This window comes from Streptomyces sp. NBC_01264 (assembly GCF_026340675.1).
Lineage (GTDB): Bacteria > Actinomycetota > Actinomycetes > Streptomycetales > Streptomycetaceae > Streptomyces.
The window spans coordinates 120,916-146,626 of record NZ_JAPEOX010000005.1 but is presented as its reverse complement, the minus strand read 5'-3'; the positions used below and the strand labels follow the sequence as shown (position 1 = coordinate 146,626).

The following is a 25,711-nucleotide window of genomic DNA, read 5'->3' as shown; positions in this document are numbered from 1 at the left end:
GTGAATTTCGAGGCTCGGCTCCACGCACGCAACTCGGCGCCCGTCAGGGGAAACTGTTGGGCTCTCAGCCCGACAACAGGCGACGACGCCGCATACCAAATACACCAAAAGGCCGCACGTCGGATGTCGTTCCCACTTCGAGAGTCAGTAAGGTGACGCCATGGCCTCTCCCTACCCTGATGGAGACCGGGAAAAGGTGGCGTCCAAGCTGCCCCCCACGCTCCAGAAGCAGCTCAAGATCCGCTGCGCTGAACTCGATCTGGACATCCAAGACGCGGTCACAGCAGCTGTCACCGCGTGGCGCGGCAGTGCACGGCAAGCACCGACCGTGGATACCGCAGGCGCCCGATCGTTCTCGACCTGGCTCCCGCCAGGCATGTACGACGACTTCAAAGGCACCTGCGCCGAGCGTGATGTCTCCTACATCCAGGGCCTCGCACAGAGCGTCCAGGTCTGGCTCGACGACAACCCTTCGCCGAAGCAGGCCGCGTCATCTTGTCCGCGGCGGATCGTCGTGTGCAATCAGAAGGGTGGGGTCGGTAAAACGACCGTTGCGGCCGGCGTCGCTGAGGCACACGCCGAGGAGGAGGGTGTCGGCGCCAGATGCCTCCAGAGCTTCGTGGAGACGCTCTCTGCCACGGAACTCGAGCGGATGAACCTCACACGGGAACAACTGCTGTCGGTCATCGCCGAATCGACTGCGGGCGGGCAGAGGGTTCTCCTCGTCGATTTTGACCCCCAGCTGCACTTGAGCAACCAACTTGGCATCCCGCCAATTGCCATTGGGCAGGAGAGCCTGGTCAGCCACATGATCGGGGACGCAAAGGGCGAAATCCGGGACCTCCTGGCAACCATCGACGATCCCCGCTTCGCAGGTCGACTCCAGGTTCTGCCGGGCACACGAGACGGCTTCCTACTCGATTCCAAGCTCGCGGTCACGGCCATCAACGTGCGGGGCTTCCAGAAGGAAGCGGCCCTTGAGCGCGCCCTCCACCCGCTGGAGAGCGACTTCGACGTCATCATCATTGACTCGCCCCCCAGCCTTGGTCTGGCGATGGATGCCGCTCTCTACTTCGCCCGCAGGCGCCCGGAAGAGCGTTTCGGGCACTCAGGCGTTCTCATCCCCGTTCAGTCCGAAGACAGTTCCGCCGACGCCTACGAGATGCTCGTCGAGCAGATCGAAGACCTGGAGGAGGACCTGCACCTGGAGATCGATTCCCTCGGCATCGTGGTGAACCTCTTCGACAGCCGTCGCGGATACATCGCCACGTCGTCCCTCACCGAGTGGCACAACCTCGAGGGTCAGCGCGTCATCGCCGTCGTGGACGACCTCAAGGAGCAGCGCGAAACCGTGCGGCTCAAGAAGCCCCTACTTGCGTACGTCCCGGAGAGCAAGCAGGCCAACGTCATGCGTCTCATCGCGGCAGGAGCTGGCAAGTGAGCAAGAAGGACATGCTCGGCCGCGGTTCCTCGTTCGGTTCTGCCTCAGGTCGCAGCGCTAGGCGGGGCGCGATCGATCAGACGATTGGCAGTGGTGACACGGCTGGGACGAACAGCCTGACGGACCTGCCGGTGCCCACGATCAGCGAGAACCCCGACAACCCTCGCAACCATCTGCGCAACCTGGACGACACCGTCGAATCGGTGCGCGAGGTCGGGGTCATCCTGCCGATCGTGGTCGGCACAGTCGACGCGTACCTCCGTAGCCGGCCCGAGCGCGCCGAGGACTTGGACGAAGGTGCCCAGTACGTGGTCATCGACGGACATCGACGCCTGGAGGCAGCCCGGCGAGTAGGGCTGGCCACTATCCCGGTGCGGGTCGATGATGCTCGACTGAGCACGGACGAGAAGCTTCTGGAAGCTGCATTCATCACGAACTACCACCGTGAGGACATGACAGACCTGGAAGAAGCACACGCCCTCAAGCAGCTTGTGGAACACTACGGCGGCTCGCAGACCAGGGCGTGTAAGCGGCTGTCGATGTCCCCGTCAACCCTCTCCAGCAAGCTCTCGCTGCTGAAGCTGTCGCCGGAGCTCCAGAAGGACCTGATGACGGGGGAGCGACGGACTGAGCACGTCCGCAACCTCAGCAAGTTGTCGCCCGACGCCCAAAAGGCCAAGGCCACCGAACGTGCGGCAGCGGCCCAGGAGCGTTCTCGCGCACGACACAAGCCCGTCTCCGCGCCCGAAGAAATTCACGGCGTGAAAAGTAACGAACAGGTCACGGACTCCCGCGAGTCCATTCCGGAGCCGCGCGCCAACCCCTCGGCCACCATGTCTGATCGCCGCCCCCAGGATGGCCCGTTCCCCTTTCATGACGGGGAAGCCGCCGCGGCGCTCCTTCTGGCACACATGCCGCAGGAGGAGCGCAACAAGGTGTGCACCATGCTGCTGGACGGCATGGAGGTAGAGCCCTCGGCCATCGGCTGAGGGAGCCTGCGTACGTCGCAGACCCCGTCGCAGTGAGGCCGGCGCCATGCCGACGTCAGCGGAGAGGTCGAGGTCCGAGGCAGCGTGGGAAGCGCGGTGGGCCGAGGGGCCCTGCGGGATTCCGCCCTTGAAAACACGAAAGGCCCGTACCCCGGGAAGGGGGTACGGGCCTTGACGGTGTCACTCACGTGTGTCTGGCAACCCAGCTCACACGAGCTCCCTCGCTGAAGGTGGGGATTCCGTAGTGGTCGTTCGGGTCGTGATGCTCACGACGTGCTCACTCACGCGAGGGCGTCGGCGAGGAGTGCTGTGATGTCGACGTCGTAGGGGTCGGTGTAGTTCTCGCGGTCGTCGAAGTCGAACGCTGCGGTGGTCGCGGTGACGGTGAACCCGGGGATGACGGTGTCGGCCTGACCTTGCAGTGCGGTGGTGAGGCGGTCGGCGTCGCGGGAGGCATGCCGGATCTGGGTGTACGGGCCGAGGCAGAGCGCGGTGAAGCCGGATCCGTCGGACTGTCGTGCTTCGACGTCCACACCGTAGTGGGCCGGGGACATGCCGACGTCGTCGGGAAGGTTGAGGCCCGAGGCCGCGTGGGAGAGCGCGGAGTAGGCGGGCTGCCAGAGGCCGAGGATCGTGACGGTCTCGCAGCGGAGCCAGCCCTTGCGGGTGTAGCGCTGGGCGTAGGCCGCGGCGTGCGGGGTATCGGGGTGGACCAGGGCGACGGCGATCACGTCGGGTCCATGGTCATCGCCCGGCCGGGGGTGTGCCCGTTCGATGTGGGCGCCGACCCGGACGGCAACGTCCTGGGCGCAGCCGGGGGTCCAGGGTTCGGGGGTCCGTAGGGCGGCGAGCATCGCGCGGAACGCGTCGACAGCGGCCTGGTCCTCGGGGGCGAGGGCGGTGCCGGATGCGGTGGCGCAGCGTCGGAACAGGCGTCGGGTCATCGGGGGTCCTCCTGTTCGGGGTGGGTGATGGAGATGAGGGTGAGGGCGGCTGTGACGGTGTCGGTCAGGGTGGTGCGGACCGGTACGCCGTGGCGGTGGGCGACGTAGATCAGGTAGCGGTTGCGTTCGGGGTTGGGGCAGTCGGGCGGGCAGCCCAGCACTGCCCGGCCGGTTCCGACGTCGAGGCCGAACTCGACGTTGGTGGTCATGGCCGGCAGCGTCTTCAGGTCGCGGGGGATCCAGAAGAGGATCGCGCTCGCTGCGGCGCGGGCGTAGGTCTCCCAGTCGACCTGGGTCTCGTAGCGGTCTGCGCGGTCGCCGTTGCGGGATTCGGGGCTCAGGACGGTCAACGTCCGGGGGTCGGTCCACTGCTCGGCGAGTGCCCGCATGGCGTCGGGCCTCCAGGACGGGACGGGCGGCGATGGCACAGAAAACACAGGTATTCATGGCGGACTCCTTGGTCCGGTCGACGGTCACGGCAGGGGGAGCGGGCGGGAACGGCGAAGCGCCGCGCGCGGCCGGGAAGGTCGTGCGCGGCGCTCCGTGTGTGCTGCGTCAGGGGGTCGGGATCACGGCCGCGTTGATGATGTCGGCGTGGTGGTGCTGTGACCACAACGGACTGGTCGGTGGTCAGGTCCATCACGACGTGGGCATCGTCGCCCTGGGCACGCTGAGCGGCGGCGTACTGGTCACGGCCGCAGGTGAGGCAGCTGCTGGAGGACCTGGTCCACAAGGTCGCGGGTCGGCTTCCAGGCTGGGAGCGCCCCGCTGGCGGGCACGGGCAGCGGCAGTACGTGAACGTCGGCCAGGACCAAGTGGTGGGCCTCACGCTGCGCCCACGGACTGGTGCAACGCTCGGGGCCAAGGTCCAGGTGACAGTCGATGAGCCGGGCGACGCCGATGACCGCGCCGAGGTGGAGCTCACGGCTGCGGATCGCGGTGGCCACCAGCGGGTCGCGCAGCACGGTGGGCTCCGGCCGCGCCTTCCCGGCGTGGAGAAGGACCCAGCCCCTCCAGCTCCAAGGCTTGGGCCGGTTCTCCGTGCGCTTCCCGGCGAGGATGCAGGTCGCCCAGGGCTGGCGGATGGTGATGCCGCGGATCCAGTCGCCGCCTTCGAGTTCGGCGGCGCTCATGCGGCACGCGCCGGGGTGTGCGTGCCACGGCGGCCGGCGCGGCGGCCGTTGACGCTCTCCACGTACGCGTCGGCCCGCGTCGCGAAGTACGGGAACGCCGTCTCCCCGTTCTTGACCTTGTACATGGCGGTGTCCGCGCCGCGCAGGATCCGGCTCATGGTCTCGCTGGGCAGGTCGGCCGCGCGGGAGATGCCGATCGAGACGTCCAGGCGCAGCGTGTGCCCCTCGTGCTGGAGGGGCTGACGCAATTGCTCGCGCAGTTCGGTGATCTCCGCGAGGGCAGTCTCCTGCGGAAGTGCCACGCAGACGGCGAACTCGTCGCCACCCAGCCGGGCCGCGAGCGCCGTACGGTTGGAGCTCCAGCGGGCGAGGCGGCGGCCCATGGTCTGGATGACGGTGTCGCCCGCGGCGTGGCCGTAGGTGTCGTTGACGCCTTTGAAGTCGACGCCGTCCAGCATCAGGACATGCACGGTGTTCCGGCGGCGGGTGCGCACGAGCCGTTCGCCGTAGGCGACGAACTCGGGGCGGCACCACAGGCCGGTAAGGCGGTCCTTGCGGGCGTGGGCCAGGAGCCGGTGGAGCGTCAGTGCGTGGACGGTCCAGCCGGTGAGCGGGACCGCGAGGGTGGTGATGAGGAGCGCGCGTTGCCCGGCTCGGGCCTGTAAGCGCAGGGCGGAGTCCATACTGGTGTCTCCTTCTCGTCTCGTACGGGATGGGGAACCCCGGGGCAGGCGACGGTTTCGACGCCTAGTGCGCCTGCCTCGGGGCGGATTCACATCAGGCGATTGGGGTTGACCCACGCCGTGGTGGTGGCCTCATGCCAGTCCAGGACCCAGTCGGTGCGCAGGCCGCGCGCGGCCCACCCGTTGCTGGAGTCATCGGGAACGGGGCGGCCTCCGGACACGTGCTGCATGGCCCGGTCGTAGGCGTTGTGCGCGGCGGCCAGGGCCTCGGCCGGTCCGGCGGCGCAGCCGGTGAAGACGTGCAGTCCTCGCCGGTCCTGGTCCGTTGCGTGGTGTATCGGGACGTCCACCTCGTATCGGCGCATGACGTCCAACTCCTCTCTGTGTTGAGGGACCACCGCGACCGCCCCGGCCTCCACCGAATCGGGGAGGCCGGGGCGGCACGGGGTGTCCGTCAGGCAGCAGCCGGAGCAGGGGGCGGGGCGGTCAGGCGCGGTAGACGGGCGGGCGGACTCCGGCACGCAGCTCGCGGATGGTCGAGCAGGGGCCCTTGGTGGCGCAGTACGCGTCGTCGGTGTCCGGGAGGGCGTTGGCCGTGGTGCCCCACATGTCGCGGGCGACCGCGTTCACGACGCGCAGCATCTCCCCGTTGTGGGGGCGGCAGGCGCTGTTGGTGTCGCCGACGCCGTGCCGGTGGGCGCTGATGAGGTGCTGGCGTGCCTGGCGGGCGGCCCAGCGCCGGCTGCTGGGGCCGGTGTTCTCGTGGACGTGCCCACTGTCGTGGAAGGTGTCCAGGTGGCAGGCGGTGCAGTGGTAGGTGACCAGCCGTTCCGGCTCGCCGCCGGGAAGCCACGTGCCTTCGAACTCGTAGACGATGACCTCCGCGCCGGGGATCTCGGTGTGCGCGAAGGCGGTGACCAGGCCGACGCCGTCCGCGATACCGCCTCGCCCAGCCCAGTTCCAGAAGACGCGGGGGAGGAAGTCGTCCCAGCCCTTGCCGTGGGGCCACTGGGCGAACATCACGCCCTGCGAGGCGTCGAAGGTCGCCGTGCCGTCGGCGTTGTCGTGCTTGTACTGCTCGATCTGGGCGACCGGCCCGAAGTAGGTGGCGGAGAACTCCTCGGACTCCAGGAAGATCAGCCCGTACCCCTCGGGGCGGGTGTCATGGCCGTTGTCCTTCAGCATCTCGACCATGTCCTCGTAGCCGGGATTCCCGGGGACGAGGGTGGCGACCAGCGGCAGGCGGTAGCGGTCGCAGCTGGTGACGTGGGCCGGGTTGGCTTCGCTGACGTGGTGCGCGGTGCCGTACGTGTTCGTGATCGTGATGCTCATGACTGGGTGTCCTTCCCGGGGTAACAGCAGGCGCCCGGCGTGGCCGGGTCGAGGTGGGTTCGGGGTGTTCGGCGAAGTGCCGGCGGTGCGGCTCACGCACGGACCACGACTGCGTAGAGGGCGAGCTGGGCAATGCCGAGCGAGCCGCGCACTCGGTCCAGACGGGTCCGGGAGCGGCCGGTCACCGCGTGGTCGCCTTCGTGGTGGCAACCAGGGCCGCGACGGTCTCCCAGCCGTGATGCCAGGCGGAGTCCAGCTGGAACGCCCCGTTCATTCCGTGCGCGGTCAGCTTGTAGAAGCCGCCCGTGCCGGTCTTGTTGGCGAGCTGCTCCAGCAGGCCCTTGCCCGGGATCCTGCGGTCCGCGGCGTAGTGGCTTCCGAACGAGATGGCGAGCGCGGCCGCGGCGGCCACCGGGTGGACCTGGATCCCGAGCGCGCGGGCGCCGGCCCCGGCGACGAGTGCCTGCGTGGCCACATAGGTCAGGCAGTGGGTCAGGCACGCCTTACGGCCATCGGCCGTGCCGTGGACGGTCTCCGCCTTGGTGTCCGGGTCCTGGTAGGTGACCGGGTGGTCGTCCGAGGCGCCCTTCACACGGGCACAGAAATCGTCCTGGATCCAAAAATCTCCGATCGCGCTGGCGGCTCGGGTCAGTCCGAGGAGGGCGGCGAAGGTGGCAGGGCGATGCGTCATGCTGTGTTTCTCCTGATCTCGGAAGGGTGAGGGAGCAGGCGGCCGACCCTTTGCCGATGCTGCGGCCGCCCAGAAGCCCCGTCCCGGCCTTGCTGGCCGGGACGGGGTTTTGGTGCTCTACGCGGCCAGCCGGTGTCCGGCGGTGGCCTCGGTGGTGAGGTAGGTGTCGGGGCTGGGCTCATATCCCTGGGCGCAGGGGTCGCAGCGACCCTGGGTACGCAGGGGCAGGCAGTACCAGTACCTGCGCTTGCATTCGGGGCAGGTGGATCTTGCGGCCATCGCCCGGTCCAGGGCCCATTCCTGGGCGAGCGACGGGGCCCGCTTGGGCGCGGCCAGGTCGACGCGGAGCAGGAAGCCGCGGTTGGGATGTCGGCAGGACCACTGCGGGCGGGTCGCGCACAGCTTGCAGCGCAGGATGGCGACCGGGCCCGCGTTGCCGCCGGGACTCAGTTGCATCTCCCGTAACTGCCGTCGGGTCACGAGCCCTTCGGGCACCGTGTTGCGGTCGAACTCGGGCAGTACCGCCTCGCTGCGCGGCACCCGGACCGCCAACTCGCGGCGGCGCCTGATGCGGCGGCGCGGCATCACCGGCTCCAGGTACCGGGGAGGCGGCGCTGGGGGAGCGGGTAGCGGGGGCCGGGGGTGGTGGGGCGCGGGCGGCCGATCCTGCGGCGCGGCCGGGGGGTGATCACGATGAACCCTCCAAGTCGGGACAGTGGCTGGCACGTGCGGGGGCGTCCGCCGGCCCCGGTTCGGGGTGGCTGCCGCGGGGGTCTTACTGAGGCCGGTCGGCCTGCCCGGGCACCGGCACCCGGCCAGCCCCTGTGTGTGGGGAGACGGGGTGCTGGTGGCCAGGCGGAGCGGCCGGAGCAGGTGGGTCAGAGTGCGGCGGAGATGACGCCGATGACGAGGGCGGCCGCGGCGACGAGGATGAGTGCTGCTCCCGCAGTGGCCGACCACGGGTGGCCCATGCCCTTGGGGTCCTTGATGTCGGCGAGGGTGTCGGCGATCTGGGCGTGCAGGGCGGTGAGCGGGGTCAGGGAGGCGTAGGGGCGGCCTAGTCTGTCTATGCGGCCGGTGCTCTCGCCGTCGGGGAAGTGGCCTCCGTGGATGGCCTGCCGGTGGGCCGCGCCCTCGGCCGCCAGGTCCTCGGGGTGGAAGGCGACTGGGCTGGTGGTGCTGCACAGGGCACAGCGGTATCGATAGCGGCGCACGAAGAAGTCCTTGTCCTGGAGGTGTGAGCGGGCAGTGCTGTGCCCCGTCGAGCTCGGCTTGTCGACGGGGCACAGATGTTGGGGTGTAGGGCGGGGTGCCGGGGTTCAGTGGTGAATCGGGTGCACGTTGTCGGGTGTCTCGTCGGCGGGCGGGGCGGGCTGGGCGGGGACGTGGATCTCGGGCCGGATCTCGATCTGGGGCTGGACCGGGGCGTAGTTGTTGATGACCGGGCGCAGGCTCAGGCCGCGCAGGGCGAACGTCGAGGCGATGGTCCAGGCGAGGACGGCGATGACCGTGGCGACGGTGCGGCCGTCGGCGGGGGTAGTGGTCCACGTCGCCGTGGCGGTTACGGCGCCCCAGACGGTCCAGGTGATGCGGGCACCGGTGATGCCCATGAAGCCGCCGATGAGGCCGAAGAGGCCCGCGAGCTGCCAGAAGGTGTAGGCGGCGGCGCCGCTGACGGCGAGGCCGGCGGTGTGCTGGTCGATGTAGACGCGGACCGGGCGGTCAACGACATCCCAGAACTCGCTGGAGGTACTGGTGCCGATCGTGGTGTTGGGCGCCGAGGCGGCCAACCCCCGCAGGACGCCGTCGAAGATGTCGCCGGCAGCCTCGAGCAGGATGATCAGCGCGCAGACTCCGGCGAGGACCAGGAGTGCCTTGATCCAGTTGGCGGTGGTGTGCCAGCCGGCCTTCGGAACCTGGCGCAGTTCCTCCCACCGCCTGTACAGGAAGCCGCCTGGCTCCCAGGAGGCGGTCCACGCGGCGTGCAGCTGGGCGAGGTTGGTGCCGGGGTCCTTGTCCGGAGCGGAAGCAGGCGGCGGGGCCGCCTGGTTGAACACGTCCCAGAAGCCGGTGGTGTTCGGGTGGGGCTGGCCGTCGAAGTTCTTGTCGTCGGACTGCATGGTCGGGCGCTCCCTTGATCGGGTTCGTGTGGTGAGCCAGTGGTGTGCAGGCCGGACGGCCTGGCCCGTACCCGACCGCGCGGGGTTCGGGTGCGAGGCAGGTGGTCCGGAGCAGGGAAGTCAGAGGCCGCGGGCGTCGGCGAGGCCGGCGGCCTGGTCGAGCATCCGCATCGGGATGCGGCCGCTGGTGAAGCCGTCGTTGAAGGACGGCACGGAGTCGACATCGTTGAACTGGCGGCGGATCGCATCCATCAGGACCTCCAGTCCACGGGCTTCGAGGCTGCGGTCGCCGCGGGCTTCGGCGTGGATCGCGCCGTACAGGCAGCGGGCACCTTCCGCGTCGACCAGGGCGCCGGAGCACCATCCGCCGGTGAGCAGCCGATGGTGCGCGCGCTGAAGGAGCGCCGCGACCGGGGTCGGGTACGGAGTCGGGGGCTGGAGCGTCGGGGTGAGCGGGAGGGTGACGATGTCGCCCAGGTCGACCGGCTCGGTGGGGATGTGCGCGGTGTTGACCTCGTAGGCGACGGCCGCCTCTTCCAGCCGGATGGTCATCGCCGCTTCTGTGGCGGCCATGCGGGCCTCCAGCGACAGTTCGGCGGGCGGCGCGATGGTGCGGGCCGGTATGGGCGGGGCGTGGGTGGGGTGGGGCATCGGGGCTCCTCGGAAGGCGTCGGAGGTGCAGGGAGCGGCGGCCGTCGACGCCGACGGCCGGGCGGTGTCAGAAGGTGGAGATCCAGCCGGTGACGCCGCTGATCGCGCCGGTGATGAAGGGCGCGGCACCGGTGGAGGCGAGGAAGAAGCCGAAGGCGGCGCAGGCCACGGCATGCCATAGGCGTACGGAGCCGCCTCGGATGAGGACGACCACGACGATGGCGAGCAGGACGACGACGGAGATCGATACGGCCACGAGCGATGTGTCCTTGTCAGGTGTGAGCAGGGCCCGGCCGGGATGCGGCCGGGCCCTGCGTGGTGTGCGGGGTGGGGTCAGACGCCGGAGAGGTTCTTGATGGCCTCCAGCGCCTGGCGGGGGGAGGTGACCGCGTCGCGGCGCGCGGCGGGCTTCCCGCCACCGCGCGGCTTGCCCCCGCCCCTCTTCGGCTTGTCCTCCCCGTCCTCGTCATCGGGCTCGGGCCCGAACTCGCCGGGCCGGGGCGGCTCGGTCCAGTCGAACCACAGGTCCCTCGCCTCGAGCTCGCGGATCTCGTAGTCGGTGAGGCTGGCGACGACGTCGGGGAAGTAGTCGTCCAGGCCCGCCTTGAAGTCCATGAACAGCGTGCGCAGGACCTCGGGCTGCTTGGCTTCGACGATCCACCCGGCGCCGCCGGTGTTGGAGTCGGCGGGCGGCTCGGGCTCGCCGCGCATCACCCGCTCGATCCGGCCCGCCTCGGCGGGGGAGAAGGAGCGGGGGAGCGCCTCGGGGGTGTTCTCGGAGGAGATGCCGAGGGTCTTGAACATCTCGGCGACCTTCTTCGGCGCCACCTTGAGGACGACGGGGATGCAGTTCTCGCGCAGGTTCTCGCACAGCAGCTGCGTGAACCCGTCCTGCACGTAGATGGACTGGCCGGCCACCTTGAGGCCGATGCCGTACTTGCGGCCCTTGACCGACACCTTCTCGGCGAGGTCCATGATCTCCGCGCCGTAGTCGCCGTGGCGGGCGGCGGAGAGGAACTCGTCGAGGTAGGCGGACAGCATCCGGTAGGGGCAGCCCGGCAGTTTGGGGTCCCAGTCGTAGACCCTGCCGTCTTCCCACGGCATCTGGCCGCGGATCTCCATCAGCGCGTCCAGGGTGCGCAGGAGCCGGATCATGTAGAGCGCGCCGACGCCGTAGCGGTCGGTGTACTCGCCCAGCTTGGCGGCCTTCTCGTCCGGGGCTTCGGCCGCCAGCCAGACCACGGCACCGAACAGGGCGTCGGCGGCGACGTGCAGGCCCATCAGCTGGGTCTTGCCGCCGCCGGAGGGGGCGACGAACAGGCCGTGGGCGGCGCCCCGGTCGGTGTAGACGCGGTTGCGGGCGGGCTGGCCGTTGCCGAGGTAGCCGGTCACCCACCGGCCGTCCTTGTCCGGGGTCAGCAGCTCCTTCGTGGCGGGGAAGATCTGCGCGAGCGGGCTGGAGTCCCACAGGCTGACCAGGACCTGGTTGCCGTCGACGGTGACGAACAGCCGGCCTTCGTCGTACTTGGTCTTCAGCGCGGCCGCCAGGCCGTGCTGGTTGACTCGCGGCTCGCCCATCTCGTCGGGGACCTGGGCGATGTAGTGGGTGACCTTCCGCTCGTGGTCGCGGATCTTCTTGATGAACTCCGAGCCGGGCACGGGCCCGCCGGCGATCCGGTCGGCCCACCACTCGTGCGTGGTGGGGGCCTTGCGGCGGCGCTCGTTCAGGTCGGGGGTGACGTGGACTTCCTTCCAGCCGGGGCCGCCCTCACGCCCGTACTGCCGGACAACGTCCTCGATCCGTACGTCGGAGATCTCGACACCGAACGCGGCGGCGACCGCTTCCTGGGTGAGGCTGGAGATCGGCCGTCCGGCCTCGGAGGCGCGCAGCAGCAGGGACAGGTCGTTGGGCATGCCCGGGTGCGGGGTGGCGGTGACGACGATGGTGCGGCCGGGCAGGCCGCGGGCTTCCCACAGCCAGCGGACCTGGCGGGTGAAGGCGTCGGCGCCGTCGTCCGGCTGCGCGGGGGACGGCTCGGGGGCGGCCTGCAGCTGCGGCGCGGGGGCCGGGGCGGCGAGCGCGGGACGGTGATGGCGGCGGGTGTGCCGGGAGAAGGGCATCACCAGCAGGCCGGCCGTCGCCCAGCTGGCGGCGAGGATGCCGTCCAGGCAGTAGGGGCCCCAGCCGATCGTGTTCCGGGCGGCGATGTCGACGGCGGCGGCGAGCACGAGCGGCGACCAGCGCAGGATCTTGCGGCCCGCGCCGGAACCGTCGCTCTTGGCGGCCAGGACCCAGCCGCCGATACCGGCCGCGCCCGCTAGCTGCACGACCGTGTTGACGGGGCTGTCGGCGAAGAGGTTCGGGGCCGCGGCGAGGACCGGGGCGGCCAGGGTGTAGAAGGTGCGCTCCAGGGCGACGCTGCGCGGCACGGACACGGGCTTTCTCCTCCGGGGTGTGGCGATGGGCGGCCCGCCTACGTGGCGGGCCGCCCCATCAAGGGGTTGCGGTGGGTCGGGTCAGCGGACGAAGAAGCCCGGCTTGGGGGTGCGCTCCGGGCGGCTGGAGCGGAGGTCGTCCAGGCCCTCGTACAGCCGGGCGTGGGTGCGCCGCGTGTCGTGGGTGAGGCTGGAGACTTCCTGGGCCGTCTCGTGGAGCTTTTTCACTTCGATGGCGGCGCCGCCCAGGGCGACGGACACCTGGTTGGTCATCTCGATGAATTTGCGGTCCAGCTCCGCGTTGGCGATGTCGACGGCCAGGCGCTCGGAGCGCTGGGCGTTGGTGCGCATGCCGAGCAGCAGTGCTTCGAGCTCGCCTGCGGCCAGGTCCATGGCCGTGGCCAGCGTCTTGAGCTTTTTCTGGACGGCCTTGTAGCGGTTGTCGCCGTCGGTCTTGGCGGCGGCACCGCCGCCGGTGGTGGGTGCGAGGTCGCTCATCAGCGGGCTCTTCCTTCTAGTCGTGGTGGGCGGCGGCGGAGGCGGTGGCCAGGCCCGCGTCGTCCATGGCGTCGATGTCCTGGCCGTAGACGCGGCCGACCGACATGGCGGCGATCCGGGCGGCCTCCGAGGCGATCTCGCATTCGGTGGCGCACCGTTCGGCCAGCTGCTTCATGCGGTCCGCGGCGTCGGCCAGGTCGGTGATCTGGTTGACGACCTCGGTGGCGATGTTGTGGTCGCCGACCAGGTCGGCCGCCATGTCCCGCAGTGCGTCGGCGACCTTGCCGAGCGCGACAGCAAGGTCCTGGGCGCGGTCCTTGTCGAGGGCTGCGGCGATCGCGATGTTCACGATCTCCATCAGGTACTCGCCGAAGGTGATGTCGGTGCGGTGCTGGGCCGCCATGCCGGTCTGGCCCGATGCGGGCTTGTTGACCTCCGAGGCCACGGGATCCTCCTGTGCGGTGGGTCGGCTGGTGCCGGGACGCTGGGTGTGCGGCTCGGGAGCGCGCGGGAGACTCGCCGGGCTGCTGACGTGCGCCCCGAAGGGATCGGACGGGTCGTCGACGATGACCGCGTCCTCGATGTCGTCCTCGGCCGGTTCGGGCTGCGGGGTGCGGGTCGGGCCGCCGGGGCGCTCCACCGTGATGTCGCCCAGGTCCTCGGGCCGAAGCGGTGAGGGCTCCTCCGGCTCGGGCGGGGTGTTGTCCTCGCCACCCTTGGTGAAGAAGTCCTTGACCTTCTCCTTGAAGGAGCGTCCGTCGCCGCTGTCCTCGGTGTCCGGCGGGTCCTTGACGTCGTCGGTCTTGGCGTCCGTGTCCGTCCCGGTGCCGTCCTTCGCGTCCGTGTCTGCGGAGGTGCCAGACGGCTTCTCGCCGCTCGTCTTGCCGTCGTCCGGCTCCTTGGTTGCGGAGTCGTCCTTCGGGCCGCCTGAGGGCTTCTCAGGGTCGTCCTTGGGCATCTTCTTGGTCGTGGCCGCGGAGTCCTTGCCGCCGGTGGCGTCACCGGCGTCGTCCTTGGCCTTGTCGTCCTTCGCGGCCTTGTCCCTCTCCGCCGCGCGGCGCTTGTCCCAGCGGCGTTGCGCCTCTTGCCCGACGGCCGCGCCCAGGGTGGTGCGGCCGCCGGCGGCCTTGGCTGCCTCCCGCTTCGCCCGTGCCGCGGCCTTCCGCTCGGCCTTCACCCTGCGGCGTTCCTCGCGCGCCGCCTGGACGGCGGCGCGGTCCTGGTCGCGGTCCTTGCTGCGGTCTGCCAGGTTGGCGGCCTGGTCGGCGCTGCGCCGCTGATGGCGTGCCTCCTGGCGGGCGGCGGCACGCTCGCGGCGGCCGCGGGCCCGCTCGGTCCGAGGGCTGGCGGCCGGCGAGTCCTTCGAGTTGGCGCTGTCCCCCTTCGGGCCGTTCTTGGAGCAATAGTCAAGAGTTGTGGATCAGCTGAGGTGGTTCATGCCGCGAGGGTCTCGTCCTGATCGACGAGGTGACCGTTCTCGAAGCGGTTGCCGGCTCGGACGAGGGCGACGAGGTGGGGTGCGGTGACCGCGCGCCAGCGGGCCTGGGCGGATTCCACGAGCTTGAAGACCATGGCGAGGGCGGCGGTGGGGCTGCCGGCGCCGCGGGTGACCTTGGTCCGGAGCTTGACTGTGGAGAACGTTGATTCGATGGGGTTCGTGGTCCGCAGGTGGATCCAGTGCTCGGCGGGGAAGTCGTAGAACGCCAGCAGCTCGTCGACCTCGCCGGTGATCTTCTTCACCGCCTTCGGCCACTTCGCCCCGTACGTCTTCTCGAACGCGGTGACCGCCTTCTGGGCGTGGGTGCGGTCCTCGGCGTTGTAGATTTCCTGGAGGGCTTTCCTCGCGCCGGGCTGCGCGGATTTCGGCAGCGCGTTCATGACATTGCGGGTTTTGTGAACCCAGCACCTCTGATGGCGGGCGGCGGGGAACACCTCCGCCAGGGCCCGCCACAGCCCCATTGCCCCGTCGCCGGTGACCAGGACCGGGTCGCGCATGCCGCGCCGGCGGCAGTCCCGCAGCAGATCCGCCCAGGACTCGGTGGACTCCCTCAGCCCCTCGGCGATCGCGATCAGCTCCTTGGTGCCGTCGACGCGGACGCCCATCAAGACCAGCAGGCACGAATGGGTCTGGGACAGACGGATCTTGGGGTGGATGCCGTCGGCCCACACATAGACGTAATCGGTTTCCGCCAGGTCACGGCGCTGGAAGACGGCATGATCTGCTGTCCACTGCTTCGTCAGCCGGGTCACCGTCGCCGGTGACAGGCCGGCCGTGCCGCCGAGGAACTGCTCGAGTGCGGGCACGAAGTCACCCGAGGACAGGCCGTGGAGGTAGAGCAGGGGCAGGACCTCGCTGACCTTCGGGGACTTCCGGCACCACGGCGCGAGGATCTTCGAGGAGAACCGTTCCCGCTCGCCGGTCCCAGCGTCGACTCGTTTGTCGTTCACACGCGGCGCGGCCACCTCGACCGGTCCCGCGGCCGTGGTCACCGACCGGGGCCGGTGACGGCCGTTGCGGACCACCAGCCTCCGGCCCCGCTCGTCGTGCTGGCCAGCGAGCTCGGCTATGTACTGCTCGACCTCGGCCTCCAGGGCTGCCGCGAGCATCCGCCGGGCGCCCTCCCGGACGATCTCGTCGATCAGAGAGATACCAGACTCGGTGGTGCCGTCTTCGTTGACTACGCTGAGCACGGGCGTGCCTTCCCGACCCGCGCTCGAACGCGGGCCCATTCGGTGACCATGAGTCGATCACCCGGGAAGGTACGCCCTCCGCATCCCACGAGGCACCCCGCCCCAGGCCGATCCACAGGTTCCGAGCATTGCTCGTGGACGGCTCCCACATCCGGGCGAAAAAGGGGGAGCTGACACCGGTCCGTCGCCGGTCGACCGGCGGAAGACGGGCAGCAAGCACCACCTGATCTGCGACGGACGCGGCACTCCGCTCAAAGTCATCACGACTGCGGCGAACGTCAACGACGTCACTCAGACTCTCGCCCTGGTCGATGGCATCCCACCGGTGGCAGGTCGTCCCGGCCGGCCCCGCCGACGTCCCGAGGCTCTGCTCGGGGACAAGGGTTACGACTCCAATCCCAACCGCGATGAGCTGCGCAAACGCCGGATCCTGCCCGTCATCTCCCGCAAGGGATCCCCGAACATCAAGGGCATGGGCAAGCTCCGCTTCGTCGTGGAGCAGACCTTCGCACTGCTCCACCAGTTCAAACGACTCGCCGTTCGATGGGAACGCCGCACCGAGCTCCACAACGCCTTCGTGTCCCTCGCCTGCAGCCTCATCTGCTGGCGACGCCTCAACAAGCCCAACTCATGATCGTGTTACGAGCTCATAGGAGACGACGACGCCCCGCTCGAGCATGAGCTCCTCGACCTCCCGGTAGCTGAGGGGGAAGCGGAAGTACAACCACACACAGTGCGCGATGATCTCCACCGGATAGCGGTGATTCTTGTACGACGGCACCCCAGACGACACGGTCGAGCCCCTCCCCGGACACCCACAACCCGAAGATCATCCCAGGCCGCCACCGACAATGTGACAGCACCCTATCTACAGCTGCCGTGACAGAGCCGAACGATTTACAGTCCCTCAGAGCTCGTAACACGATCATGAGTTGGGCTTGTTGAGGCGTCGCCAGCAGATGAGGCTGCAGGCGAGGGACACGAAGGCGTTGTGGAGCTCGGTGCGGCGTTCCCATCGAACGGCGAGTCGTTTGAACTGGTGGAGCAGTGCGAAGGTCTGCTCCACGACGAAGCGGAGCTTGCCCATGCCCTTGATGTTCGGGGATCCCTTGCGGGAGATGACGGGCAGGATCCGGCGTTTGCGCAGCTCATCGCGGTTGGGATTGGAGTCGTAACCCTTGTCCCCGAGCAGAGCCTCGGGACGTCGGCGGGGCCGGCCGGGACGACCTGCCACCGGTGGGATGCCATCGACCAGGGCGAGAGTCTGAGTGACGTCGTTGACGTTCGCCGCAGTCGTGATGACTTTGAGCGGAGTGCCGCGTCCGTCGCAGATCAGGTGGTGCTTGCTGCCCGTCTTCCGCCGGTCGACCGGCGACGGACCGGTGTCAGCTCCCCCTTTTTCGCCCGGATGTGGGAGCCGTCCACGCAGGCCCTGGACCAGTCGAGCCGGCCTGCCGCGTTCAGCTCGGCGAGCAGGACTCGGTGCAGCTGGTCGAAGACTCCGGCCTGCTGCCAACGCTCAAGGCGCCGCCAGCAGGTCTGTCCGGACCCGAATCCCAGCTCAGGCGGCAGGAGTTGCCAGGCGATGTCGTTGCAGAGCACGTACAGGATGCCTTGCAGGCACAGCCGGTCAGCCACTGGCCGAGGCCCTGGTGACCTCATCGGCCAGGGCGGCAGCAGCGGCTCGATCAGTTACGGCAGCTGTAGATAGCTCTCCCTGTGCTCATCGTGGCTGGTCAGCGGGGTGATGGGGTGGGGTGCGGGCGTGAGGACGGCCGCCCTGATCATGACGTGGTGTGACGCAACATCAGAACGAGACGGCCGCTTCGACCACGGTCGACGGGCAGGCCACGACAGGGCCTTCGGGGCCTTGTCGGCCTCGTTGTCCGACTGCTTCGCCCGCTCCGAGAGCAGGGAGACGTTCGCGCGGATGACGCGGGGCATGCTGATGGAGCTCGAGGACGTCAACTGCTGGAGCCCGGCCGAAGCGATCGGCGAGCGAGGTCCGCACCGCCAGCATCATCTGCTGTCCCGTGCGGTGTGGGACGAACAAACGGTGCGGGAACGGACGGCGGCCTGGGCCGTTGACCTGCTCGACGACGGCGACGGGATCCTGATCGCGGACGAGACGGGGGACGCGAAGTCCTCGACCGACGCGGTGGCCGCGGCCCGCCAGTACTCCGGCTCGGTCGGCGGCGAGGCTCTGTGCCAGGTGGCCGTGCACCTCACCTTCGCCACGGCCGCCGGGCACTGCCTGATCGACTGGCGCCTGTACTTCACCAAGGAGTGGGCCGGCGACGAGGAGCGTCGTGAGCTGACCGGTGTTCCCGACAAGCTGGGCTTCGCGAGCAAGCCGCAACTCGCGGCCCGCATGGCTCGCGCCGCCCATCAGCAGGGCATATCCGCCTCGTTCTTCCTGGGCGACGAGGTCTACGGAGGGCGGGAGTTGCGTACGGCCTGCCGCGAGCTGGGCCTGGGCTACGTCGTGGGCGTGCGCTCCGATCGCCAGGTCACCACCCCGGCCGCGAAGCTGAGCGTGACCCAGATGGCCGCCCGGCTGCCGAAGCGGGCCTGGCAGCGGATGCGGACCGGTGCGGGGCAGAAGGGCGTACGTGACTACGACTGGGCGATGATCGAGGTCACCGCCGACGACACCCCGCCGCACACGACCGCGACGCGGGGACGTCCTTCCTGCTGGTCCGCCGGCACCGCTACACCCGCACCGTGTCCTACTACCGCTGCTTCGCCCCCGGGCCGGTGACCCTGGCAAGACTGGTGTCACTGGTGTGCCTCAGGTGGCGGGTGGAGGACGACTTCCAGGACGCGAAGGAGACCTGCGATCTCGACAAAGGCCAGGTCACCTGCTGGAACTCCTGGCGTCGCTGGAGCACGATCGCCCTGGTCGCCTACGCTTTCCTGGCCGTCGCCGCCACCCTCGAACGAGCCGCCCAGACCGGCCGGAACGACCCCGTCGAGGCCGACCTCGTCCCCCTCAGCAGCCACGAACTCCTCCGCCTGCTACGGGCCTCCATCCTCCCGCCGCCCCGACGAGACCGCCCCCACCTGCTGTGGTGGTCCACCTGGCGTCGCCGACATCAACAACGCGCCCGCCTCTGCCACGGCAGCTGTAGTTCCGTCGTTGTCGCTGTTCAGGGACTTGCTGGGGTGGGTGCAGGCATGGGTATGGCCACCGTGATCATGAACGTTTGTGACGACGTATCGAGACGCGGTGGCCGTGGAGGCCACGGTAGCCGAGAAGGCGTGGGGCGAGGCCTTCGGAAGGGCGATGAGTGTGGTCGCGGGCTGTTTCGTGCGGCGTGAGGCACGGGCGACGGCGGCGGAGCTGGTCACGGGGCTGTTGCTCGAGGTGGACACGCGGAACTGCTGGACTCTCGGGCAGGCGTTGGGACATCCGGGGCCGCACCGGTTGCAGCATCTGCTGTCCCGGGCCCGGTTCGATCACGATCTGGCCCGCAGGGAGATCGCCGGTCTGCTTGCCGGTGAACTCGCCGGGCAGGAAGTGGTGCTGGTGGTGGACGAGACGGGCGATGCGAAGTCGTCCACGGACTGCGTGGGGGCCGGCAGGCAGTACTCGGGGGCGATCGGCGGTGTGGGTCTGTGCCAGGTGGCGGTCCACCTGGCGGCGGTCACCTCGACCACGAAGATGATCCTTGACCGGGCCCTGTACCTCCCGGCGGACTGGGCCGCGGACGAGGAACGCCGCCAGATGGCCGGGGTGCCGGAGCACGTCACCTTCGCGACGAAACCGCAGCAGGCACTGGCCATGGTCACCGACGCACTCGCCACGGGGATCGAGGCCCGCTGGTTCGCGGGCGACGAGGTGTACTGCGGACGCGAACTGCGCCGGGGCATACGCGCGCTGGATCTCGGCTACGTGGTCGGTATCCCGGCTTCGTACCAGGTCACCGACGGGGCCGGCCACCGGCGGGAGGCCCGCAAACTGGTCAACAGGGTGCGGCCCGGGCAGTGGATGCGCCGGCAGACCGGGCATGGCACCAAGGGCACCCGGGAGTACGACTGGGCCTGGCTCGACGTCCGCCCCGACGACACTCCCGACCAGAACGAGAACGAGAACGAGAACGAGAACGAGAACGGGGCCGGGGCCGGGGCCGGGACGAGTGTGTTGGTCGCGCGGCGGCACCGCTACACCGGTGAGGTGTCCTTCTTCCGCTGCTGGGCGCCCGGCGACGTTTCGCTGGCCACGCTGGTGGAAGTGATCTGCCGCAGGTGGCGCATCGAGGAAGCCTTCCAGCTCGGCAAGGGCTTCACCGGACTCGACCAGGGCCAGGTGACCTGCTGGAACTCCTGGATGCGCTGGTCACTGTTCTCCCTGATCGCCGCCGCCGTCCTCGCCCTCACCACCGCAGCCGTCCACGAAGACTCCGAGCCGCCGCCCGGACTCGTCCCGCTGACCTGCCCCGAGCTCATCCGTCTCCTCCGGGCCCTTGTGCTACCCCCACCAGCCCGCGACCGTGACCACGTCCTGCACTGGATCGCCTGGCGGCGCCACCACCAAGCCGTCGCGACCACCCGCCACCAGCAACGACACCACCGCCACGATCAGCCCTGAACCAGAACTACAGCTGCCGTGTCAGTGCCCACAAGTCGTCGTCCACGATCCACGGCCGAGTACTCACACCACCACGAACGGCTGAATCGTCACACCGGACACGGCTGACCAGGACATCTCATCAAGATCGTGTTACGAGCTCTCAGGAAACTGTCAGCTGCGGATTTCCGGGCCCGGGCTGAATCAATGAGCCCTGGATGGTCTGGGCGTGGGAGTTGTCTACACTGGCGTCAGGTTGGAAGATCGCATTAATGCTGAGATTGAACTCGACCCTGTCGTTGTGGTTCGGTTCACCGTTCGACATCAGCGCGGCAATGTAGAGAGTGGTATTCGTATCTCCCCCCCTCCATTCCTGTTCAATATGTAGAGTTCCTCCAGCCCGAATAGACTGGGCGGGGGGAGGGTTATCCAGGTTTCCGCCGCTCCAACCGTCAAAGTAGACGGGGTGGTCGCTCCTATTTACGATATCGTATCCTTGAGTGGACCATTCAGGCCGCCCGATGACCCTATGCCCGTTTCCGGTGGTGGCGTTGTTGCCGTATTCGATGCTGCCGCAGGCGTCGGTGTTGTGGTTGCCTTCGACGTGGATGAAGCAGATGTTGCCCTTCCCGTCCTTGCTGTCACCGGTGTTGTCGGCGTGTGCGGTGGTGGCGAGTCCGGTGAGGGCGAGGAGTGCTGTAGTGATGGCGAGTGCGTGGCGTGTGTAGCGCACCTGGTTTTCCTTTTTCTGGTGGGTGTGACTTTTGCATTTTGGGTGGGTGCGGGTGTGGAGTGGGGGAGGCTTGGCCGTTCGGTTGGGTGAATTGGGTGTAGTGTCTCGATTCCTGTTTCTATCTTTAGGACTCGTAAAGAATCAACACGTTGCTTCTCGGTGTCTCCGTCGTTGGTGTGGTATGCGCATACCGGGTGGAGTCCGTGACCAACTCGTCCTGAGATTCGGGGTGTTGTTCCCTCATCTCAATGAGAGGCAGCAGCGGCTGGCGCTGGCCACCGAGGCTCGCCTGCTGGGGCACGGCGGGGTCCGGGCCGTCGCGCGCGCGGCAGGGGTGAGCGAGACGACGGTGCGCAAGGGGGTCTTCGAGCTGGAGGGCGGCGAGGACCCGTTGCCCGATGGCCGGGTCCGCCGGGACGGCGGCGGCCGCAAGAGCGCCGAGGAGCTGACGCGGCAGGGGCGTGACGTGTCAGCTCCGACCGTGGGCCGGCTGCTGCGGGAGAACGGCTTCAGCCTGCAGGCCAACGCGGAGGAGCAATAGTCAAGAGTTGTGGATCAGCTGAGGTGGTTCATGCCGCGAGGGTCTCGTCCTGATCGACGAGGTGACCGTTCTCGAAGCGGTTGCCGGCTCGGACGAGGGCGACGAGGTGGGGTGCGGTGACCGCGCGCCAGCGGGCCTGGGCGGATTCCACGAGCTTGAAGACCATGGCGAGGGCGGCGGTGGGGCTGCCGGCGCCGCGGGTGACCTTGGTCCGGAGCTTGACTGTGGAGAACGTTGATTCGATGGGGTTCGTGGTCCGCAGGTGGATCCAGTGCTCGGCGGGGAAGTCGTAGAACGCCAGCAGCTCGTCGGGCACTGTCACGTTATCGAAATTGGCGTGACCACGTCAGGAAATCTGGGCGCCTCCGAGGTGTCCGCCACGGAAAATCTCTCGCCCGACGACGCGATCCGGGGCGCTCGCCGAAAGATCTACTGACGCGTCCATGTCATGCATCGATAAGGTGACAGCGCCCCGGCGACAACTGCACCACCAAGCCCGTCAACGGCGCCGGCACCCCCAGCCTGGGCACCGTCGACCCGTACTGGACGAGCTGGACCTTCACCGACACCGGCCAGCGCGCCACCGAAAAGCAGCACAAGGCCGGCCCCATCACCGCCGACACCCTGCGCACCCACACCTACCCCACCGGCACCGCCACCGGCCACGAACTCCAGAAAGTCACCGCAACCGGCGGTGCCACCGGCACCGACACCTTCGCGTACGACCAGAGCGGAAACCTCACCACCAAGGACACCGCAGCCTCCGCCGCACAGACCCTGACATGGAACGACGAAGGCAAACTGGCCACCTCCACGGTCTCCGGCGCCACCACCTCGTTCCTCTACGACACCAGCGGCACCCGGATCCTCAAGCGCGAGGCGGCCACCACCACCCTCTACCTCCCCGGCGGCCAGGAACTCATCCTGACCAAGGCCACCAACGCCGTCACCGGTAACCGCTACTACAGCGTCCCCGGCGGCTCGGCCATCCGCTCCAGCACCGACGGCCGCGTCCGCTTCCTCGTCGCCGACCACCACGGCACCAACAACCTCTCCATCAGCGCCGCCACCCTCACCTACAACCGTCGCAAATCCCTCCCCTACGGCGCCCAACGCGGGGCCACCCCGGCCTTCTGGCCCGGTCAGAAGGGATTCGTCGGCGGCGACATCGACACCAGCACGGACCTGACGCACATCGGCGCCCGCGAGTACGACACCAAACTCGGCCAGTTCATCAGCGTTGACCCCCTCCTCAGCCTCGACCAGCCCCAATCCCTCAACGGCTACAACTACGCCAACAACAACCCCATCACAGAAAGCGACCCCACCGGCCTCAAGAGCGAAGAATGCGGCAAACTCTACAACTGCGGCCGAGAAGGAACCATCACCATCGGCAATGCAGGTGAAATCACCGACCGCGGAGGCGAGAACGACCCCGGCGGCAACCTTTCGCGAACTGGGTCCTACGACAGCAACCGAGGAAAAAGCTCGTCAGGCGCTTCCTTCAACGGTCCACCGACCGTCACCGCCCCCGACAAAACTGTCTACAAATTCCCGAAGGTCAACACCCAAGAATTCACCGATCTATACCGAGCTACCTACCTTCACGAGATATCATTCTGGGGACCTTCCGACAACCCCACAGACGAGTGGTCCATCATGATCGGCGCCCTGCTCGGGGCGTGCCAGAAACTGTCCGACCGCGGCTGCGATCCCGCCACCTTCATATTCGGCAACCTTAAATCGACCATTGAAACGGTCGGGTTCTTCGAGGGCGGGGGGATAGCAAGAGCCAAGAGTCAGGTACGTTTCGGAATCTGCCACTCATTCGTCCCAGGAACCGATGTCCTCATGGCAGACGGCTCCAAAAAAAACATAGAGGACATTGAGGTCGGGGATACCGTCCTTGCCACCGACCCAGAATCGGGAAAGGACTACGAAAAAAAGGTCCTCGAGACCATCCGCACCGAAGACGACAAAGACTTTACTGAACTCACTGTCGCCACCACGGATGGCCCTGCCAGCATCGTTTCCACAGACACCCACCCCTTCTGGGTCCCCGAACTCAAGAAGTGGGTCAACGCCGCCGACCTGCAGGTCGGCCTCACCCTCCACACCAGCACGGGCAACCAGGTACAGATCACTGCGCTCAACCAGTACACCAAGCGCCAGCGCACTCACGACCTGACCATCAACGACGTCCACACGTACTATGTGCTGGCCGGGGCCACACCGGTCCTCGTCCACAACTGCGGTACCACTCCGCCGGGGGTGCAATGCAATTGCGCTCCGGGAACTGGCGCTGGTCCTGCCGATGCCCCGATTCGCAATTCTGGTGCTTGGACTCGCTCTGACATCATCCGCGGCTCGCTTGGGCTTCGCCCGAATCAGCTTGGCGATCGAATAGAGATCCACCACGCGGACCAAATGCCCGGCGCTCCGATTCATGAGCTAGACCAAAATGTCCACCGAGGTGTTGGAACGGATCTCCATCGAAATCCGCATAACCAAGGTGTCACGAAGGAAATGAGGAAAGAAGACACCCAACTGCACTGGTGGTATAGATCGCAGGAGCAGGGCTGGGGCACGTACAGCCCAGACCACTGGTTCGACAACTGGCCCGGATGATCGGTTAGGTGAGATCGTGGAGATTGAAGAGTTTGAAGTCCACTTGTCTGCGGCTCGCGCAAAACGCGCTGGCCTGAGCAGTCCAGAAGGCTTCGACGTCTTTGAGTCCCGAGTGGCTTCCGAAGCCGAACTGTCGGAGGCGGAGGAGACTCTCCAGGCGCAGCTCCCTGGCGAGTACAGGGAGTTCATGAAGCGTCACGGCGGAGGAATGTTCCTGTTTCTCGACCTTCTGCCAGTCGTTGCTTCTGATGACCAGGAAGACGACTTGGTGAGGGTGAACGTAGCCGAGTTCAAGGATGGCGACTTTGTCGCCGTAGCCCCGGTCGGCACAGGCGACTGGTGGGGGTTCTCGGTCGTCGAAGGTCGCTGTGCCAACCAGGTTGATTTCTGGGACCATGAGGATGGTCAAGTGCAATTTGCGGCGACCGGGTTCCTTGAATTCCTGGCGTATGAGGGACTGCGCGTAGGGAGATAGATCACCAAGGCGCCAGCGCGTTCAGCAGTGGCACCAGCAGCCCCCCGCCGAATTCACGGCGGGGGGCTGCTGGGCTGTTTGACGGCAACGCTGACGGCAACGTCAGCGGACGACGGCTGCGGCTGGTGGGTCGTCGGCTGTGTCGTCGGTCGGGCTGAGGGCGCTGCCGAGGGCGTCGATGGCTTGGCGCTGGAGGCGGATTCGGACGTGAGCGTAGACGCCGGCGGTGACGCCGATGTGGGCGTGGCCGAGGAGTTCCTTGATCACGACAAGGTCGACGCCTTGCTCCAGGAGGAGGGTGGCGGTGGAGTGCCGGAGGTCGTGGAAGCGGATGTGGCGGAGCCCGGCCCGGTTGAGGAAGCCGCGGAAGCGGCGGGTGAGGTTGGCCGGGTCGAGAGGCCGTCCGGTTGGCGTGGTGAAGACGAGGCCGCTGTCTTGCCAGGCTGATCCTGCCGCTTCGCGTTCCTCGTCCTGCCGTTCCTGGTGCTCCTTGAGGGAGTGGAGGCATTTGGTGGGGAGGGCGATGCGGCGTTCGGATGCGCGGGTCTTGGTGGGCAGGTGGATGAGGCCGCCGGTTCGGGTGCGTTGTAGTGAGCGGCGGATGGTGGCGGTGCTCGCGTCGAGGTCGAGGTCTTCCCAGTGGAGGCCGAGGAGTTCGCCTTTGCGGAGTCCGGTGCGCAGGGCGAGTTCGTACAGCGCGTAGCCCCGGTCGGCGCGAGCCGCGTCGAGGAACTTGCGAGCCTCCGTCGCCGTGAGGGGCTGGAAGCGCCTGGGCCGGGGTGCGGTGGTCTTGACGTTCCGGGCGACGTTGCGGGGCAGCTCGTCTTCGCGGACGGCGTGTTCGAGGGCGGACTTGAGCACCGAATGCACGTAGGTCACGGTCAAGGCGGACAGCCGTTTCTGGCAGCACTGGCCGACCGCGCAGCACGTCTTCCGCTCGGCGTCGAGTCCCTGGGTGCAGCACTGGCAGGTGGTGCCGAGCCGGTCGAGGAAGGTGCGTATGTCCTTGGCGGTGAGCCGCGCGACCTTCTTGGTGCCGAGGCCGGGGATGAGGTGGAGGCGGACGCAGGCGGCGTATCTGGTGTGGGTGTTCTCGCGAAGCCGGTGAACGGCGACACTGCTGAGCCAGTACGTCAGGTGGCATTGTCACGTTGT

Annotated in this window: 25 protein-coding genes and 5 pseudogenes; 9 read left to right on the top strand and 21 right to left on the bottom strand. The window is 68.2% G+C overall.

Annotated features, from left to right (window positions below; translation table 11 throughout):
* Positions 1–160 precede the first annotated feature (160 nt).
* Both OG435_RS47775 and OG435_RS47770 read left to right on the top strand, forming a co-directional pair.
* On the top strand, positions 161–1,441 hold the full coding sequence (locus tag OG435_RS47775) for a ParA family protein (RefSeq protein WP_266887965.1): 1,281 nt from the start codon (positions 161–163) through the stop codon (positions 1,439–1,441).
* The gene (locus tag OG435_RS47770; protein WP_266887963.1) at positions 1,438–2,430 is read left to right on the top strand and encodes a ParB/RepB/Spo0J family partition protein; all 993 of its coding nucleotides are present in this window, start codon (positions 1,438–1,440) and stop codon (positions 2,428–2,430) included. The genes OG435_RS47775 and OG435_RS47770 overlap by 4 nt, the downstream gene beginning before the upstream one ends.
* A gap of 281 nt (positions 2,431–2,711) precedes the next feature.
* Here the strand turns inward: OG435_RS47770 and OG435_RS47765 are convergent, their stop codons facing one another.
* From OG435_RS47765 to OG435_RS47690, 16 genes are all read right to left on the bottom strand, one after another.
* A complete protein-coding gene (locus tag OG435_RS47765) occupies positions 2,712–3,374 on the bottom strand; it encodes a hypothetical protein (RefSeq protein WP_266887961.1) in 663 nt (220 codons plus the stop codon).
* Positions 3,371–3,802, bottom strand: a complete 432-nt coding sequence (locus OG435_RS47760; RefSeq protein ID WP_430625868.1) for a nucleoside 2-deoxyribosyltransferase domain-containing protein — start codon at positions 3,800–3,802, stop codon at positions 3,371–3,373. Before OG435_RS47760 ends, OG435_RS47765 begins: the two co-directional genes overlap by 4 nt.
* A gap of 261 nt (positions 3,803–4,063) precedes the next feature.
* A complete protein-coding gene (locus OG435_RS47755) occupies positions 4,064–4,507 on the bottom strand; it encodes a hypothetical protein (protein WP_266887957.1) in 444 nt (147 codons plus the stop codon).
* Entirely contained in the window at positions 4,504–5,190 is a 687-nt protein-coding gene (locus OG435_RS47750; protein WP_266887955.1) for a GGDEF domain-containing protein, read from the bottom strand. Before OG435_RS47750 ends, OG435_RS47755 begins: the two co-directional genes overlap by 4 nt.
* Before the next feature lie 89 nt (positions 5,191–5,279).
* Positions 5,280–5,555 carry a hypothetical protein gene (locus tag OG435_RS47745; RefSeq protein WP_266887953.1) on the bottom strand — a complete coding sequence of 92 codons (276 nt, stop codon included), beginning with the start codon at positions 5,553–5,555 and terminating at the stop codon, positions 5,280–5,282.
* 121 nt (positions 5,556–5,676) lie between these two features.
* On the bottom strand, positions 5,677–6,522 hold the full coding sequence (locus OG435_RS47740; RefSeq protein WP_266887951.1) for a hypothetical protein: 846 nt from the start codon (positions 6,520–6,522) through the stop codon (positions 5,677–5,679).
* Between the two features lie 181 nt (positions 6,523–6,703).
* Positions 6,704–7,213 carry a hypothetical protein gene (locus tag OG435_RS47735; protein WP_266887949.1) on the bottom strand — a complete coding sequence of 170 codons (510 nt, stop codon included), beginning with the start codon at positions 7,211–7,213 and terminating at the stop codon, positions 6,704–6,706.
* A 117-nt stretch (positions 7,214–7,330) separates the two neighbouring features.
* Entirely contained in the window at positions 7,331–7,798 is a 468-nt protein-coding gene (locus OG435_RS47730) for an RRQRL motif-containing zinc-binding protein (protein ID WP_266887947.1), read from the bottom strand.
* A 293-nt stretch (positions 7,799–8,091) separates the two neighbouring features.
* A complete protein-coding gene (locus tag OG435_RS47725) occupies positions 8,092–8,427 on the bottom strand; it encodes a hypothetical protein (protein ID WP_266887945.1) in 336 nt (111 codons plus the stop codon).
* Between the two features lie 105 nt (positions 8,428–8,532).
* Entirely contained in the window at positions 8,533–9,333 is an 801-nt protein-coding gene (locus tag OG435_RS47720; RefSeq protein ID WP_266887943.1) for a hypothetical protein, read from the bottom strand.
* A 120-nt stretch (positions 9,334–9,453) separates the two neighbouring features.
* Positions 9,454–9,984 carry a DUF6197 family protein gene (locus tag OG435_RS47715; protein WP_266887942.1) on the bottom strand — a complete coding sequence of 177 codons (531 nt, stop codon included), beginning with the start codon at positions 9,982–9,984 and terminating at the stop codon, positions 9,454–9,456.
* Positions 9,985–10,051: 67 nt separating this feature from the next.
* On the bottom strand, positions 10,052–10,240 hold the full coding sequence (locus OG435_RS47710; RefSeq protein ID WP_266887940.1) for a hypothetical protein: 189 nt from the start codon (positions 10,238–10,240) through the stop codon (positions 10,052–10,054).
* A 77-nt stretch (positions 10,241–10,317) separates the two neighbouring features.
* The gene (locus OG435_RS47705; protein WP_266887938.1) at positions 10,318–12,420 is read right to left on the bottom strand and encodes a chromosome segregation protein ParM; all 2,103 of its coding nucleotides are present in this window, start codon (positions 12,418–12,420) and stop codon (positions 10,318–10,320) included.
* Between the two features lie 81 nt (positions 12,421–12,501).
* Positions 12,502–12,918 carry a conjugal transfer protein TraB gene (locus OG435_RS47700; RefSeq protein ID WP_266887936.1) on the bottom strand — a complete coding sequence of 139 codons (417 nt, stop codon included), beginning with the start codon at positions 12,916–12,918 and terminating at the stop codon, positions 12,502–12,504.
* A 16-nt stretch (positions 12,919–12,934) separates the two neighbouring features.
* A complete protein-coding gene (locus tag OG435_RS47695; RefSeq protein WP_266887934.1) occupies positions 12,935–14,095 on the bottom strand; it encodes an ATP/GTP-binding protein in 1,161 nt (386 codons plus the stop codon).
* Between the two features lie 257 nt (positions 14,096–14,352).
* Positions 14,353–15,609, bottom strand: a complete 1,257-nt coding sequence (locus tag OG435_RS47690; RefSeq protein ID WP_266874713.1) for an IS256 family transposase — start codon at positions 15,607–15,609, stop codon at positions 14,353–14,355.
* 82 nt (positions 15,610–15,691) lie between these two features.
* On the opposite strand from OG435_RS47690, the gene OG435_RS47685 reads away from it, so the two are divergent.
* On the top strand, positions 15,692–16,243 hold the full coding sequence (locus OG435_RS47685) for an IS5 family transposase (protein ID WP_323188053.1): 552 nt from the start codon (positions 15,692–15,694) through the stop codon (positions 16,241–16,243).
* Positions 16,244–16,249: 6 nt separating this feature from the next.
* Here the strand turns inward: OG435_RS47685 and OG435_RS47680 are convergent.
* Together OG435_RS47680 and OG435_RS47675 are read right to left on the bottom strand one after the other, a co-directional pair.
* A pseudogene (locus OG435_RS47680) lies at positions 16,250–16,402 on the bottom strand (IS6 family transposase); the annotation flags it as partial.
* A gap of 132 nt (positions 16,403–16,534) precedes the next feature.
* Positions 16,535–17,301 (bottom strand): IS5 family transposase gene (locus tag OG435_RS47675; RefSeq protein ID WP_266888009.1). Its coding sequence is split into 2 segments (ribosomal slippage): positions 16,535–17,010 and positions 17,010–17,301, totalling 768 coding nucleotides; the frame shifts between segments, so codons are not numbered across the junction.
* Positions 17,302–17,356: 55 nt separating this feature from the next.
* Here OG435_RS47675 and OG435_RS47670 point away from each other — a divergent pair.
* Together OG435_RS47670 and OG435_RS47665 are read left to right on the top strand one after the other, a co-directional pair.
* Entirely contained in the window at positions 17,357–18,370 is a 1,014-nt protein-coding gene (locus OG435_RS47670; protein ID WP_430625867.1) for an IS701 family transposase, read from the top strand.
* 447 nt (positions 18,371–18,817) lie between these two features.
* Positions 18,818–20,200 (top strand): IS701 family transposase, encoded by a 1,383-nt coding sequence (locus tag OG435_RS47665; RefSeq protein WP_266887930.1) that lies wholly within the window; start codon positions 18,818–18,820, stop codon positions 20,198–20,200.
* A gap of 142 nt (positions 20,201–20,342) precedes the next feature.
* Here the strand turns inward: OG435_RS47665 and OG435_RS47660 are convergent, their stop codons facing one another.
* On the bottom strand, positions 20,343–20,912 hold the full coding sequence (locus OG435_RS47660) for a hypothetical protein (protein ID WP_266887928.1): 570 nt from the start codon (positions 20,910–20,912) through the stop codon (positions 20,343–20,345).
* Between the two features lie 181 nt (positions 20,913–21,093).
* Between OG435_RS47660 and OG435_RS47655 the strand changes: the two are divergent.
* Positions 21,094–21,444: pseudogene (locus OG435_RS47655) on the top strand (ISAzo13 family transposase); the annotation flags it as partial.
* Between the two features lie 37 nt (positions 21,445–21,481).
* Here the strand turns inward: OG435_RS47655 and OG435_RS47650 are convergent.
* A pseudogene (locus OG435_RS47650) lies at positions 21,482–21,763 on the bottom strand (transposase); the annotation flags it as partial.
* Positions 21,764–21,975: 212 nt separating this feature from the next.
* Here OG435_RS47650 and OG435_RS50505 point away from each other — a divergent pair.
* The 3 genes and pseudogenes from OG435_RS50505 to OG435_RS47640 form a co-directional block, all read left to right on the top strand.
* A pseudogene (locus OG435_RS50505) lies at positions 21,976–22,776 on the top strand (RHS repeat-associated core domain-containing protein); the annotation flags it as partial.
* Positions 22,777–23,112: 336 nt separating this feature from the next.
* Entirely contained in the window at positions 23,113–24,081 is a 969-nt protein-coding gene (locus OG435_RS47645; RefSeq protein ID WP_266887926.1) for a polymorphic toxin-type HINT domain-containing protein, read from the top strand.
* A 16-nt stretch (positions 24,082–24,097) separates the two neighbouring features.
* Positions 24,098–24,556: an SMI1/KNR4 family protein gene (locus OG435_RS47640; protein WP_266887924.1), complete on the top strand. Its 459-nt coding sequence runs from the start codon at positions 24,098–24,100 to the stop codon at positions 24,554–24,556.
* A 102-nt stretch (positions 24,557–24,658) separates the two neighbouring features.
* Here the strand turns inward: OG435_RS47640 and OG435_RS47635 are convergent.
* Positions 24,659–25,696, bottom strand: a pseudogene (locus tag OG435_RS47635) (tyrosine-type recombinase/integrase); the annotation flags it as partial.
* Positions 25,697–25,711: the final 15 nt, after the last annotated feature.

Excerpts from the sequence above, each read along its gene's own strand:
- OG435_RS47775 (WP_266887965.1), top strand. The coding sequence starts at position 161 with ATGGCCTCTCCCTACCCTGATGGAGACCGGGAAAAGGTGGCGTCCAAG.
- OG435_RS47765 (WP_266887961.1), bottom strand. The coding sequence starts at position 3,374 with ATGACCCGACGCCTGTTCCGACGCTGCGCCACCGCATCCGGCACCGCC.
- OG435_RS47755 (WP_266887957.1), bottom strand. The coding sequence starts at position 4,507 with ATGAGCGCCGCCGAACTCGAAGGCGGCGACTGGATCCGCGGCATCACC.
- OG435_RS47750 (WP_266887955.1), bottom strand. The coding sequence starts at position 5,190 with ATGGACTCCGCCCTGCGCTTACAGGCCCGAGCCGGGCAACGCGCGCTC.
- OG435_RS47745 (WP_266887953.1), bottom strand. The coding sequence starts at position 5,555 with ATGCGCCGATACGAGGTGGACGTCCCGATACACCACGCAACGGACCAG.
- OG435_RS47740 (WP_266887951.1), bottom strand. The coding sequence starts at position 6,522 with ATGAGCATCACGATCACGAACACGTACGGCACCGCGCACCACGTCAGC.
- OG435_RS47735 (WP_266887949.1), bottom strand. The coding sequence starts at position 7,213 with ATGACGCATCGCCCTGCCACCTTCGCCGCCCTCCTCGGACTGACCCGA.
- OG435_RS47730 (WP_266887947.1), bottom strand. The coding sequence starts at position 7,798 with ATGCCGCGCCGCCGCATCAGGCGCCGCCGCGAGTTGGCGGTCCGGGTG.
- OG435_RS47720 (WP_266887943.1), bottom strand. The coding sequence starts at position 9,333 with ATGCAGTCCGACGACAAGAACTTCGACGGCCAGCCCCACCCGAACACC.
- OG435_RS47715 (WP_266887942.1), bottom strand. The coding sequence starts at position 9,984 with ATGCCCCACCCCACCCACGCCCCGCCCATACCGGCCCGCACCATCGCG.
- OG435_RS47700 (WP_266887936.1), bottom strand. The coding sequence starts at position 12,918 with ATGAGCGACCTCGCACCCACCACCGGCGGCGGTGCCGCCGCCAAGACC.
- OG435_RS47670 (WP_430625867.1), top strand. The coding sequence starts at position 17,357 with ATGGGGTGGGGTGCGGGCGTGAGGACGGCCGCCCTGATCATGACGTGG.
- OG435_RS47645 (WP_266887926.1), top strand. The coding sequence starts at position 23,113 with ATGATCGGCGCCCTGCTCGGGGCGTGCCAGAAACTGTCCGACCGCGGC.